This is a genomic window from Paenibacillus lautus (assembly GCF_050482385.1).
Classification (GTDB): domain Bacteria; phylum Bacillota; class Bacilli; order Paenibacillales; family Paenibacillaceae; genus Paenibacillus_AQ; species Paenibacillus_AQ lautus_B.
Map to the genome: position 1 here is coordinate 98,760 of NZ_JBCNHV010000028.1, position 12,976 is coordinate 111,735.

A 12,976-nucleotide genomic window follows, 5' to 3' on the forward strand; every position below is an offset into this window, starting at 1 on the left:
AATCATAACAGCCAGCCAGCCGAATGAATCGGATGACTGGCTGTTTTATATTTACATTGTAAACTATGAATATAGAAAATGAACCTTTTTTTTCTCTGAGTTGTTAACTTAATATAGTAGAGTACAAGAAAGGTGGAGAGCCTGCTTGACGGACAGGGAGTTTTTTGAACGGTATAACAAAGACGTATATAGAACCTGTTACTATATGCTGCGCAATGCGTCGGATGCCGAGGATGTATGTCAAGAAGTATTTATAAAGGCGTTAGCCTCCGGCTGGGAGCGGGTGGAATATCTCAAAACATGGCTGATGCGAATTACCGTCAATCATTGCTTGAACCATCTGCGGGCAAGTAAGACGAGACGCATGAAAGAGAATTTGCTTCTTATATTCCAACGGGAAAAGGCGGCGCCGTCCTCGTTAGCCCTTGTAGAGCAACAGGAGACGAAGGATGAGTGGAAACGCCGTATGGACTTGCTGCCGAATAAAATCAAAGTTGTCGTCATGCTCCGCTTCACCAATGATCTGCCCTTGGCGGATATCGCAGAGGTACTCCGTATTCCGCTCGGCACGGTGAAATCCCGCCTGAATAAAGGGCTGAAACTGATGAAGACCATGATGGACGAGCTCGATGAGGAAGAACTTCCGCAAGGGCAGATTGCCAAAAAACAGACGATCAGAGGAAAGGATGGTGCGGACTATGAGCAAGCAGGCACCCGAGGAGAAAGTTCTTGCACAGCAACTGGGCGGTGAAGGCAACCACACCTACCCGGACTTTGACGCGATGTGGCCTAAAATTGAGGCTGACAGGCAACAGGAACAAGCGCCTGCAGTCGTTAAACGGACAAAGCGCACTGGATTTTTACATGGGCGCCGTCTTGCTTTTTTGTCGTCGATTGCTTTTGTTATTATTGCGACCCCAGTACTGGCATCCATGTCGGGGAAATGGGATTTTACATCTCGACCGGGATTGAAATCGGCGCTTAATCAAGGATTCGGACAAACAATTAACAAGAGTGTTACGGCAAGCGGCGTCACCTTTACGATTGATTCGGCGATGACCGATGACAACGGGACCACACTGCTGTACAGTTTTGATCCGAAAGATAAACAGGCGCGGGAGTGGGGGTTTTCCGAAGTAGAGCTGCGCAGGGCGGACGGAGAGAAAATCTCGCAAGTCCAGGGCGGTCGGGCGATGGAGATGAACTGGAAAACAGGCTATTACTCGCATAGATGGGACACGGAGAATAAGCAATATAACGGTTTCTTCGAAACGGCTTGGGCATTTCCCGGCGCAGAGACGGATGTGCAATTGATTGTGCGAGGGCTACAGGAGTATCGTGACAAGCAGGTTCCGCTTAACCTGGACCCTTCACGAAATGGCATCCAGACCTTCCCGATTAAAAAGGACGGGATCGACGCCTTGAACATTGAGGTGGTTAATCAAGGGGCGGAGGGGGTACTGATCAAGTCATCCCTTAGATATATGAATAAGCAAGCGGCGGATACGGCTTCGCCGAGAATCCAGGTAATGGAAGACGGTAAACTGGTGAAATCGAAGAGGCTGGGTGCGGCTTGGCCGGATGCGGATGGCGTTTATGGATCGATTGATTATTATCGTTGGAAAGATATCAACCAGAAAGGTATCACATTCGATTTGGTTTACTTGACGGAGGGGCAAAAAATAGACGGCGAGTGGAATGTCGGCATTTTAAACCTGAACAAAGAGAAATCTTTGAATTCCTCGGCTACGCGAGAACTTCATATTCCTTTTGAAACGTCGTTTGGAACTTCGACGATTCGCAAGCTGATTATTAGGCCGACAGGTATCCGGGTTGAGGTCGAGACCCCGAAGGCGCATCAATACCCAATTTACCAAAATGCCTTTTTGTCCATCAACGGCCAGAAGCTCGAAGGCTACATGTCATTAGGGAACGGGGGCGACAATGAAATTGAAGCTTACATGAAGACGTTCCTGTTTGATGTTCCGTCGGATCTTCACATTACGCCTGATACGCCGATGGAACTAACGCTGCAGAATGAGAATGAGTCGAAGTTAGATTACGCGCAGCCGGTTATGCTTCAGAATATATCTGGTGAAAAACAAACGGTCACCACTGACGTTGAAGGTTATCCCGTGAAGTGGACGTATTACAAAGCAAACGGAAAACTCTATGTAGAAACCAGCAGCACGAATGAACGATTCGGAGGTGTGGATCAAACCTATTATAAACAGGAGGGTGAACAAATTCTCTCCAGAATTGTTTATATAGAGGGAAGCACACCATGGGACTCCAACGAGCGTGTTAATGTCTTCCCAGGGTTTGAAGGAACTGATCTTGAACTTTTTATCAAGGTATATCATATATGGCATCCTGACCTAAATATTAAACTGAAGCTGCAATAACATGACAAGCTGGCGTCGATCTAAATCGGCGTCAGCTTGTTTGCAGTTTTAACCACATTCAAACGAAGATATAGAAGGAAGAGGTGAGGGAAAAAATGCAGGATTGCGGTTTTTTAAAATTAGTGAACCAAATTTTCCTAGGGTGTGTTTATATCATAGAAGCTGGCACGACAGAGGTTCCAAATGATGGCGGCCAGATTTCGTTACGACCTTATTAATAGAATACATGCAAGGTGTAAAGGAGAGGGGAAATACATATGAAAAAAGCAATGAAAGTGGCGGTTGTCGCAGCAGGGATCACGATGTTGATGGGATCAGTGAATATGACGGAAGCAGTTGCAAGCAAGGCTTCCCATAAATCGGCACAGGCGGCAAAGTCGTCGGCTGCTGATAAAAAGGCTGTTGAGGCCGTCAAAGCGGAACTTTCCAAGAAATTCGCCCTGAAAAACCCGGGAGATTTATATATCCTGTACGTACGGGATAAAGCGCTGAATGGTGGTTCTGAATTTATGTATTATATGAACATGTTCCAGTTCAAAACTTATGAGGTTTATCTAAACCAAGCAGGTAAGCTGAAGGGACCAACGATAAAGAAGCCGGATGACTTACCTGAAGGATATCAATTTGTTAAAGGCAATATCCAGCCTCCTATCGTGGCAAATAAGGTTAAATACGAGAAGGAAGTCAAATCGGAGGCAAAAGGAAAAGCTGCATACTTCAAGAAGATTGAGTGGAAGGAAATAGGCGAGATCAATCTGGAATTTGCCAACGGAAAAGACAATATACAAATGCAAGTATCCCAAAAGATTGACAAAGATGCAGCTAGCAATGGATACCGATACTTTAAATCAGATAAAGTGGATGCCGAGACAGCCAAGAAAATCCCTGACATGGTCAGAAACACGCTGACTTGGTCGGACCAGGAATATGTTTACAACATCACAACCAATCCGGGGAATCCGCTTACGAAAGAAGAAATGATTAAACTCGCGAAAACGGCGGTAAAGAAATAAAACGGCTTAGATATGGCTTGCCGCATGGAACAGGACAGAAGTTTGGGAAACCAAGCGGTTATCTATAGCAAGGGTATAAAGGAACGCCAGTCGGATCCCATAAGGGTCTGGCTGGCTTTTGTATTGTCTTGTTCTCCCTATCTGTCGGCCTGTTTCTTTCTCGGTTGCTACGTCTTAGGTCCCATAGTTTTCGCCGGCCGCTCCGTACGCTGCAGCTCACTTATTGGATCACTTATTGGAGTTACATAACCTATTGATATTTTTTCCGGAATTGTCCAAAAAGAATGAACCAAATTTTCCTGGGGTGTGTTTATATCATAGAAGCTGGCACAAAGGGGCCCCCAAAGATAGAGACCAGTCTTCACACTTTATTAAACAAGATATGCAAAAAAGAGAGGAGAAATATTCACATGAAATACGCAATGAAGGCGGCAGCTGTCGCAACAGGTATCGCAATGCTGTTTGGCACCGCAAATATGACGGAGGCAGCAACAATCAAAAATTCCGCACAGGCGGTTACAGCGAAAGCTCCGGCTGCTGATCAGAAGGCTGTTGAAGCGGCAAAGAAAGAACTCAGCCAAAAATTGCAGCAAAAAAATACAGGGGATATGTATCTCTTGTACGTAGGCGATAAAAATCTCAATGGCGGTTCTGAGTTCTTGTATTACCTGGATATGTTCCATTTCACAAACTATGAGGATTACCTGAACCAGGCAACCAAACTGCAGGGTCCTGTGCTTCAAGAGCCGGAAGGTCTGCCTGAAGGATATCATTTTGTGAAAGGAAACATCCAGCCTCCGATTGCCAAGAATCGCGCGGAGTACCAAAAAGAAGTGAAAGCTGAAGCTGATGCCCAAGGAAAAGGCGTTTATTACAAAAAGCTCGACTGGAAGGAAATGGGCGAAATCAATCTGAATTTTGCGAACGGAAAAGACAATTTGCAAATGCAAGTATCCCACAAGATGAACAAGGACAAGTCGAGCGGCGAATACCGATACCACACATCGGACGATTATGATGCCGAGACAGCCAAGAAACATCCTGAATGGGTTAGAAATGTACTGACTTGGTCAGATGAGGATCATGTATACAACATCACAACCAATCCGGGCAACCCGCTCACCAAAGAAGACTTGATCAAGTTTGCAGAGACGGCTGTTAAGAAGTAAGTTGAATTACGTTTTATCTGCAATGATTCAGATGTAGAAAAGGATAATGTAGGCATAATACTTAGCAAGGGTTCTAAGGAAGCCGGTCAGATCAAATCATGGATCTGACCGGCTTTTTCGTATGGACAGATCACGGGACCGTTGGCAGTGTTCAAGTAGAAACAGAATAAAAAAGGTTCACAGTGTGTAGAGATTGCTATGATGGTTACCCCAGATGGCCACAGCCGACTTGAACTTTCGCGATTTCTCCACCCCACCTACTATATCAGATCACCGAACTGCTCCTGTAAATGCCCTCGGTTATTTACGCGTCATGTTCACCGTTGAAGACATTGACGAAATGGTATCCAGACTCACTAAGTATGGTGCTCAGCTCGTTGGCGAAGTGGTTCAGTACGAGGACTCGTATCGGCTCTGCTACATTCGTGGAAAAGAAGGGCTTCTAATCGGTTTGGCGGAACAACTCGGTAAATAAATAAGTGACGTTTAAAAGAAGACTTAACTGAATATACATTAGCTCATTTTTTTAATATGCAATATGTCCCTCTATTTCTGCTCTCAATTGTTCAAACCACTCTAAGTTAACCAAGTGATGGGAACGGGAATTTTCGTTCATGCGGCGATAGTAATCGATTGTGCCGGGAAGTTCTTGTGTGTTGGACAAGTATTCATCAAGGAGGGCGATTCGGGCTTTAGTCTGGTCTATTTGCGATTGGATCAGTTCCAGTAATTTGTTTTTATCGTATTCATTGGCAAAGAGCAGGGCCCCATAAAATTGCAGGTTCACATATTCCGATTTGGTGCCGTATTTGACCATTAATTTTTCGAATTCAGCCATTCCCGATCCGGTGATTTTAAAGTTCCGAATTTCGCGCCCACTGGTAGAAGGATTCTGCTGAATCTGTTCAATCCAACCCTTTTCTTCAAGTTGCTGCAGATTGTAATAAAACGAGCCTTTTGTGAAGTTTACAATGTATTCGTAATGGCGTTTTTCCATTAAGGCCAGTAGTTCATAACCGTGAGCGCCGGGGTTTTGGATGAGCAAGCCAAGGATGAGCAAGGGGATCAAGGCTGCATCACCTTCACCATTTGCGCCTCGAATTCTGCGTACGTGATTTTACCCGAAGCCAAATCCATGCTATGAAGGTAAATCTGTTCTGTTTTCGAATAGTCGCGCTCTACTTTCAGCGATTGCTCCTCCCCAGGGATGGGTTCCATGACATGACACTTTTTCGAAAAAGCCTGGAAATAGCGATAACCGAATTTGCGTTGCGAAACCGCGTCTAAATGAATGCCATCAGGATTCGCCGTCAAATCTGCCGCAGTTACAAAATAACAATTTTCATGTTCGTTAGCGAAGCGCTGTAATTGTTCATTGACCTGTCGATACTCTGTCGCGTGCTGTCCAAAACCGGTCTTCCCAAGGAAATCACCAAGTCCGCCAATGATCAACGGCACCTCATCAAGATTCAATTCGTTTCTTAGGGTCTCGATGATAAGTGTTAATTTCTCGAAATAAGTTTCATGTAGCGAACGAGAACTGTCGCTCTCACCCTGGTGCCAAAGGATTCCGCAGATTTGACTGGATCGCAGGGCGAAGCGGGCTTCGGACAAAGCATGCTGAAAAAGGATGCCTTCCGGATGCCAGTCATCCAAGGAACTACCACCTTCCGCACAAGGAATCAAACCAATTTCTTCATCGGGATTGGCTTTCGACCAGGCATCGGCAAAAGACGCCGCCAAGCTTACACCGGAAACCGGACGGTCGTAATTAATCGGCTCTGTCATCATCTGCCACTGTCCATTGCGCAGCATTTTTATTTTTTCATTATAGATAGGATCGACTTCATGCAAGAATCCACGGCCTGCCATATTAGACTGACCCAACATTAAAAATGACTTTATCATTTAGTCTTCACTCCATCACATCACTATTATAGTCTAATTAGACTAAAAAATAGTATATAGCCTAATTAGACTATGGTCAATTGAATTATTCTAAGAGAGCTCAACACTTCATCTAACATCATATTCACGATTCGGCTTATCCGGCAAGGTCTTTTACACTAATGGGAACGTGTAAAGGCTGAGGATTGGTCTGCTCTTATGGATACAGTAAGTAAATGTAATTACATTGTATATTTATCATGACAGGGCAACATAGTTAGGATGTCAATTTTAGTAGTTTATTAAGAAGGATTGTAAAACGGTGTAATTAAAGAAAAGGAAAACGTTAGCTTAATAAAGATAAGACGGCAGCTGGCATGAAATCGGCCATCAACGCCAAGTATGTGTCCTGAATTCCCGATGGATTAACCATGCAGGAGGCGGCGGTTATTTCTGGTGTCGGAATTACCGCATTGCGCGGGCTGAGGATGTACTGCAACTTCGACAAGGGGAGTTTATTCTGATATTCGGTGCCAACGGCGGATGTTCTTTTAGAAGGATCCCGAAATGCCATAAGGATTAATTACGTAAAATAATAATTTGACGAATAATTATAAATAAGTTACTCTGAAAACAAGGGGGGTGGCAATAAGTGGATAAAATTGCGAAGCTGCATTATATGAAACGCGTGGAAGCCAAGTGTGCTGAGCTCCCGTGGTACGTGACCGAATACATCGATGGCCGAAAACGCAAACTGTCGCATACGACACTGCTGAATTACTGTCACGATTACCTCATCTTTTTTGATTGGCTTGTATCTGTTAAATCGAACATCCATGATCGCAAAAACATAGAAATGTCCGTACTTGAATCGCTGACTGTCCGTGAAGTCGAAAATTTTCTGTATTATTTGGAATATCAATTGGATAACAACAAATATACGATTAACCGGAAGTTGTCTGCATTAAAATCGCTGTTTGATTATCTTCAAAACAAGGCAGAAACTCCGGATCTTAAGCCATATATTCAGCGTAATGTCATGGCCAAAATCGACTTTAATCCAATTAAGGAAAGCCAGGAAACGATCGCTTATCGAATTGAAGGCAAAATTTTGCGGGAAGACGATCTCGAGAAGTTCCGTCAGTTTGTGGCTCATGATTTTGGAGAACTCCATAAAACCAATAAACGTTTACAGCGCTTTCATGAATTTAACAGAGAACGGGATACGGCGATCGTTTCGCTAATTCTCGGATCCGGACTGCGTTTATCCGAAGTAGCGGGAATTAACATCGAGGATTTGGATATGAACAAAGGCCAAGTGCGTGTGCTGCGTAAAGGCAATAAAGAGCAATATGTATATTTTAGCCAGCAAGCATTGTTGGACCTGGAGAGCTATTTGAAGATCCGTGAAGCTAAGTATAAACCGGAAAAGTCGGAAAATTACCTATTTATAGCAGCGCTGATCGGACGCAAAGGCCAAAGCCGGCGGTTGACGCCAAGGTCGATCGAAAAGCTGATTGAAAAATACGCTGCAGCGTTTGGTAAGCCGGCATTGACGGTGCATTCCTTGAGACACTCATTTGCAACACGTTATCATCGTGAGAACAACGACGTGCCGAAGCTGAAGAATCAGCTGGGACATTCGTCGATTCAGACAACGATGATTTACACGCATTTAACAGATGAAGAGATGAGAAAAGCCGTCAACAATATGGATAAGATGAAATTATACGATTGATGCAAAAATGGCCGTTGCGCGGTCGTTTCCGTAATACTTTTACACAAAACTCGTATTTTGTACATATGTGTTGCGGCTACCGATCTATGCCGACAGCCGCGTTTTAGTTTATTAAGCTATAGTTCCGTTAGTTGAGTGGCTTTACAATTCTAAAATCATGTTTGAAAAGGCTTCAGTTTTTCTTGAGTTAGGTGAACTAAGGTTGCTCCTAACGTTTCGTTAACGTGGAGTTTTACATGTTCTTGTTCCTCGACAGATCAAGCTTACGGCTTAACTGTTATACCCAACTTCTTAAAAAAAGGTTGTATCTGCTGCAACAATTGCTCTTTCTTTTGATCTTCCTTTGACAGCCGTTCAATATGAACACTACCATCCGGATCATCTTTTTTCTCGTCATAAGCCCTCAATTCATTTAATAATTTTTGAAACTCATCAAATTCTTCTTTGCTGAATATTTGCCCTGCTTCATCTAGCACTCCATTCCAAAAAGTAGTGCTATCTATAAGTTTAGCTTCTCCCTTCGTTGACTGAACTTCATTTAATTTGCGAAAGAGTGGCTCTAGCTCTGCGGTTAACCTTCTATAGTTTTTTTGCTCTCCTACGCTCAATCTCTCAATATGAAAATCCCCTTTTGTATCGGCAATTTTCAAATTAAGGAGGCCCCATTCTTTTAGTAAGGACATCCATTTTGTAAACTCCTCTTCACTGAGGTTTTGTTTGGCGGTCTGCAGCTTTGCCTCCAGCTCATCATATTGCTTTTGAGTTACTCCGATATTGTCCCGCGAACCATAGATGGAATCAGCTATGTAGCTATAACCGGCAAAAGCACCTGTTGGGATTAACAATGTAGCGGCCAAAATACATGCAACGACCCACTTTTTCATTCGTCTTCCTCCTTGAATGTGTACGATTTTGTTAAGTATTTTTTCCTTGAGCTCCGTTGGTGCGTTCCATTCTTTGGTCTCTTCCTTAAAAGCGGTTTTCAATCTTTCATCAAAACTCATTTTGCCCCTCCACCTTTCCCATAGCCAGAATGCTAATTTTCTGTTTTTTGCGCATCTTTTGCAGAGCAGCATGAATCCGTGATTTTACCGTCCCAAGAGGGATTTCTAATGTGGCTGCAATCTCTTCTTGCGTGTAATCATTCATATAATGCAGAATAACTACTAGCTTTAGCTTATAAGGAAGTCGATCTACGCTTTCAAGTAGCGATTGATTCGATAGTTTGTTGACCACCTCACTTGAGATATCATAGACCACGGCTTGATCAATCTGTTCAGCTTTTTTGATGATCCGCATATGTGTCCAACTCTTTCTGCGGTGAGCCTGAATTTGCCGCATGACCACTCCCATTAACCAAGGCCGAAACGGCCTGCTTACGTCAAACTTTTCAAGAGACCGGTATAATTGAATATAAATCTCCTGAATGACATCCTCTGCATCTGATGGTTCCCGAATAAGGAAATAAACAGTATTGTAAACATCCTTAATGGTTGCTTCATATAACTCGCCAAACGCATCACGGTTCCCGGCCAACGTAAGCGAAATAAGCCTTGCATATTCAGATGGATGATTCATCTGCTACCTCCTCCCCTTCGGTCTTACAGTATATATTGGTAATAATTATAGATATCGTTCGAATTATTTCAAAATATAGGCCGATCCGAAAGGCAACCACCTCGTTGTTATACAGGTCAAAAATAACCGACAGGTACAGAAAACGAGAACCGATTGGCAGATAGGTCACATCGGTGACCCATTTCGTATTGGGTGCCGTGACGTGGAAATCCCGACTTAGCACATTGGTTGAGGTAATCCCGGCATCCCGACGGCCAAAGTATGGCTTCCTTCGTCTAATCCGCGCACGAATCCCCAGTTCTTTCATCAGCCGGTACACACGCTTATGGTTGACGTTCAATCCGAAGGTTTTCTTTAGCCAGACACGAACCCGTGGGTATCGTAAATGCCGTTTAGCTGGGTATGGCACTCTAGAATCTTCTCTTTCAGAGCCTGCTCTTCGATCTGTTTAGGCGTTGGATTATTCTTTCTGGCTGCCCATTTGTAGTAACTACTTCGAGCGATACCAGCAGTTCACACAGCAAGGCCACTGGGTAGCTACTGGTTAGCGATTCGATGGCTTGGTAGGTTTGACGTCGCTTTGCTCTTGCCCCTTTGCAGTTCCCATAGCTTTTTTAGCAAGGCATTTTCCGCTCGCAGCTGCAGGACTTCTTCCTCCAAGGTTTTGGCCTTCTTCGGTCTCCCATTCTTTGAACCCGTCGAGGTGCCTCTCTTTTCCTTAAGCCCCTCAATTCCTTCTCGCTCGTAGTGAGCCACCCATCTTCGCACCATCCTATCGTCGATGCCCAAGGTCTTGGCTACAAGACGGTAGCCAAGACCTTCCTCCAGGAACATCGCAACAGCCTTACGCTTGAATTCGATGTCATATGTCTTTCGTATTTCGCCCATGAAAAAACCCCCTCCAAGTAGACTTTAATGCGCTTTTTACACACTGTCTACTTAAAGGGGATAATATCAATTCAGCGGCTTCTAATGTTACTATGTTTTTGTCACCCGGCAACAAAAAAGCCGCTAAATTAGCGACTTTCTATGGGACCATGTTCTTGTCCCCCGACATTATGTTTATTTTGATTTCTGTTCTGTCGTGCACTCCTCCCCCTCCCCAAAAAAACCTTACCAAGTTTTTTTGGTGGAATCTCTGAAAAAACTTGCCGTTACTTGTGACACGGTTCACCATAACGGTCATAACGGCGAAATTTTTGTTTACAATGAAATAAAATAAAAGCACCCCAGGCAAGAGCTATCAAGAAATCAATGCAGTAAAAAGACACTGATATTCTATTCATCAGTGTCTTTTTTGTTGATACTTTTCCACCAACATCATGTTTCATCGTTGAACTCAGACTAATTCACATTAGCCCTATTCGCTGTAACTGACTTCACTTTCTTGTAATCATTTCAATCAGAGAGTTGTAAATTAAAGCAACTTAATTAGCTCTTCTAGCTCATCAACCAATACTTTTGCAAATTCAAAATTAGTATCTTTTAAAGCCATTTCTATTTTCATTTCAACTGCTTTTTTGTTTTGTTCCGCTTCTAAATAGTCTTTATCAAAGTGACTAGCATAAATCATCTGTTTAAATTTTTTCATAGTCATTTTTCTAATCGTCTTATTGTCAATGATTAATACATAATCCATACCATTTACAACAGAATAGAAATCATGAGATATCATGAGAATTGCACCTTTATAGTCTTCAATGGCTTTTTCCAGTGCAATTTGTGTATATGTGTCTAAATGGCTTGTCGGTTCATCAAGAAGCAATACGTTTGCATTACTAGCAGAAACTTTAGCCAATTGAAGTATGTTTTTTTCTCCACCAGATAGTGATTCAATCTTTTGATTAACGATTTCGCCTTCAAAGCCATAGTTTGAAATATACGATCTAACTTCATCATAAGTTTTAAAACCAGCATCGATGAATTCTTCTAGTATTGTATTGGAATCTTTTAGTATTTCGCCTTGATTCTGAGATAAATAAGCCACTCTAACATCATCATTTATTTCAATGGAATCATGATTATTGTTAAAGATATCTCGGAGTAAAGTCGTTTTCCCTGTACCGTTTGGACCAATAATGGCTACTTTATCCGTAGATCTTATCTCAAAGCTCACATTCTCTAAAAGCAATTCATCAAAGGCAACACTATAATTATTGACTTTTACAACAATGCTGTCTTCAATTTCATTCTCAATACCGAAACTGATATTCGGTTGCTTAATATCAACAAATGGTGCCTTAATTCTACGCGCTTCCAATCTCTCTTGAAATCTAACTCTAGCTTTTAACGCTCTACCTCTAGATGCATCTGAATTAATAGTTGCGATAGCTCTAAGATTATCAATAATGTTATCGTATCTCTCAATTTCTTCAGCTTCAGCGACTGCGATTTCTTGCAACTCCATTTTTGTCTGAAGTAATGAGAAATTATACTCAATATATCGCCCATCAAACTCTTGGATCTCTGTGTTTTCAAGGTGAATAATTTTGTTGAAACAATGATTCAATAGATATCGATTGTGCGTAACAACTAGCAGTATGCCTTTGTGAGTATTAATAAGTTTTTTAAGCGCATTTAGGTTCTCAAAATCTAAAAATACATCCGGCTCGTCCATGATCATTAAGTCTGGACTATTAAGCATTTCCTTCATTACTTGAATAAGTTTGAATTCCCCGCCGCTCAGGTCGGATACCCTAACATCTTTTAGCTTCAAGAGGTTTGCTAGATTTAGCTTCTTATTAATGTTACTCTCAAAATTATCTCCGCCCATTGCATCAAATGCGTCTAAAGCGAATTGATACTTTTCGAGTAACGGCTCAATATCCGATGATGTTTCCATTTCATTACAAATAGATGTTATTTCATTTTGTAGCTTAATAAAATCTTCTCCGATATATTCAAAAACAGTTGTTTCTTTAGTTCTGTCTAGTTGGGAGAACTGACTTACATACCCAATTTTGCAGGTTGGATCTATCTCTAACTTGCCTTCAAACAAATATCTTTCTGGATCCATCAGTATATCGATCAGTGTACTTTTACCACTGCCACTAGTTCCAATAAAAGCGCAATGCTGTGCCTCTTCTAACGTAAATGAAATGTCTTTATATAGTTTTTTTTGTGGAAATGAGAAGGATAAGTTTTCAACTTTTATCATAGTAGTGCCTTTCTTTATAGCTAAAATGG

At 42.4% G+C, this 12,976-nt stretch carries 12 protein-coding genes and 1 pseudogene; 6 read left to right on the plus strand and 7 right to left on the minus strand.

Annotated elements, in window-relative coordinates:
* The first annotated feature begins 145 nt into the window (after positions 1-145).
* The 5 genes and pseudogenes from ABEW73_RS29125 to ABEW73_RS29145 form a co-directional block, all read left to right on the plus strand.
* Positions 146-751 carry an RNA polymerase sigma factor gene (locus ABEW73_RS29125; protein ID WP_430171641.1) on the plus strand — a complete coding sequence of 202 codons (606 nt, stop codon included), beginning with the start codon at positions 146-148 and terminating at the stop codon, positions 749-751.
* Positions 699-2,405: a DUF4179 domain-containing protein gene (locus ABEW73_RS29130; RefSeq protein WP_430171639.1), complete on the plus strand. Its 1,707-nt coding sequence runs from the start codon at positions 699-701 to the stop codon at positions 2,403-2,405. The genes ABEW73_RS29125 and ABEW73_RS29130 overlap by 53 nt, the downstream gene beginning before the upstream one ends.
* A 257-nt stretch (positions 2,406-2,662) precedes the next feature.
* On the plus strand, positions 2,663-3,418 hold the full coding sequence (locus tag ABEW73_RS29135; protein WP_430171637.1) for a DUF4367 domain-containing protein: 756 nt from the start codon (positions 2,663-2,665) through the stop codon (positions 3,416-3,418).
* A 410-nt stretch (positions 3,419-3,828) separates the two neighbouring features.
* Entirely contained in the window at positions 3,829-4,587 is a 759-nt protein-coding gene (locus ABEW73_RS29140; RefSeq protein WP_430171635.1) for a DUF4367 domain-containing protein, read from the plus strand.
* 174 nt (positions 4,588-4,761) lie between these two features.
* Positions 4,762-5,062: pseudogene (locus ABEW73_RS29145) on the plus strand (VOC family protein); the annotation flags it as partial.
* Between the two features lie 51 nt (positions 5,063-5,113).
* Here the strand turns inward: ABEW73_RS29145 and ABEW73_RS29150 are convergent.
* Both ABEW73_RS29150 and ABEW73_RS29155 read right to left on the minus strand, forming a co-directional pair.
* Positions 5,114-5,656, minus strand: coding sequence for a PadR family transcriptional regulator (locus ABEW73_RS29150; RefSeq protein WP_430171633.1), 543 nt, complete (start codon positions 5,654-5,656; stop codon positions 5,114-5,116).
* The gene (locus ABEW73_RS29155; protein WP_430171631.1) at positions 5,653-6,495 is read right to left on the minus strand and encodes a sialate O-acetylesterase; all 843 of its coding nucleotides are present in this window, start codon (positions 6,493-6,495) and stop codon (positions 5,653-5,655) included. Before ABEW73_RS29155 ends, ABEW73_RS29150 begins: the two co-directional genes overlap by 4 nt.
* A gap of 631 nt (positions 6,496-7,126) precedes the next feature.
* Between ABEW73_RS29155 and xerS the strand changes: the two genes are divergently transcribed.
* Positions 7,127-8,212 carry a tyrosine recombinase XerS gene (xerS, locus tag ABEW73_RS29160; RefSeq protein ID WP_430171630.1) on the plus strand — a complete coding sequence of 362 codons (1,086 nt, stop codon included), beginning with the start codon at positions 7,127-7,129 and terminating at the stop codon, positions 8,210-8,212.
* A gap of 263 nt (positions 8,213-8,475) precedes the next feature.
* Here the strand turns inward: xerS and ABEW73_RS29165 are convergent, their stop codons facing one another.
* From ABEW73_RS29165 to ABEW73_RS29185, 5 genes are all read right to left on the minus strand, one after another.
* Positions 8,476-9,216, minus strand: a complete 741-nt coding sequence (locus ABEW73_RS29165; protein ID WP_430171628.1) for a DUF3600 domain-containing protein — start codon at positions 9,214-9,216, stop codon at positions 8,476-8,478.
* Complete coding sequence (locus ABEW73_RS29170) at positions 9,206-9,790, minus strand: sigma-70 family RNA polymerase sigma factor (protein ID WP_430171626.1); 585 nt, start codon at positions 9,788-9,790, stop codon at positions 9,206-9,208. The genes ABEW73_RS29165 and ABEW73_RS29170 overlap by 11 nt, the downstream gene beginning before the upstream one ends.
* Positions 9,774-10,199 carry an IS3 family transposase gene (locus tag ABEW73_RS29175; protein ID WP_430171625.1) on the minus strand — a complete coding sequence of 142 codons (426 nt, stop codon included), beginning with the start codon at positions 10,197-10,199 and terminating at the stop codon, positions 9,774-9,776. Before ABEW73_RS29175 ends, ABEW73_RS29170 begins: the two co-directional genes overlap by 17 nt.
* A 128-nt stretch (positions 10,200-10,327) precedes the next feature.
* A complete protein-coding gene (locus ABEW73_RS29180) occupies positions 10,328-10,678 on the minus strand; it encodes a transposase (RefSeq protein WP_430171623.1) in 351 nt (116 codons plus the stop codon).
* 529 nt (positions 10,679-11,207) lie between these two features.
* Complete coding sequence (locus ABEW73_RS29185; RefSeq protein WP_430171621.1) at positions 11,208-12,947, minus strand: ABC-F family ATP-binding cassette domain-containing protein; 1,740 nt, start codon at positions 12,945-12,947, stop codon at positions 11,208-11,210.
* Between the last annotated feature and the right edge of the window lie 29 nt (positions 12,948-12,976).

Coding starts and splice junctions, on each gene's coding strand:
- ABEW73_RS29135 (WP_430171637.1), top strand. CDS start 2,663: ATGAAAAAAGCAATGAAAGTGGCGGTTGTCGCAGCAGGGATCACGATG.
- ABEW73_RS29130 (WP_430171639.1), top strand. CDS start 699: ATGAGCAAGCAGGCACCCGAGGAGAAAGTTCTTGCACAGCAACTGGGC.
- ABEW73_RS29170 (WP_430171626.1), bottom strand. CDS start 9,790: ATGAATCATCCATCTGAATATGCAAGGCTTATTTCGCTTACGTTGGCC.
- ABEW73_RS29165 (WP_430171628.1), bottom strand. CDS start 9,216: ATGAGTTTTGATGAAAGATTGAAAACCGCTTTTAAGGAAGAGACCAAA.
- ABEW73_RS29185 (WP_430171621.1), bottom strand. CDS start 12,947: ATGATAAAAGTTGAAAACTTATCCTTCTCATTTCCACAAAAAAAACTA.
- ABEW73_RS29180 (WP_430171623.1), bottom strand. CDS start 10,678: ATGGGCGAAATACGAAAGACATATGACATCGAATTCAAGCGTAAGGCT.
- ABEW73_RS29140 (WP_430171635.1), top strand. CDS start 3,829: ATGAAATACGCAATGAAGGCGGCAGCTGTCGCAACAGGTATCGCAATG.
- ABEW73_RS29155 (WP_430171631.1), bottom strand. CDS start 6,495: ATGATAAAGTCATTTTTAATGTTGGGTCAGTCTAATATGGCAGGCCGT.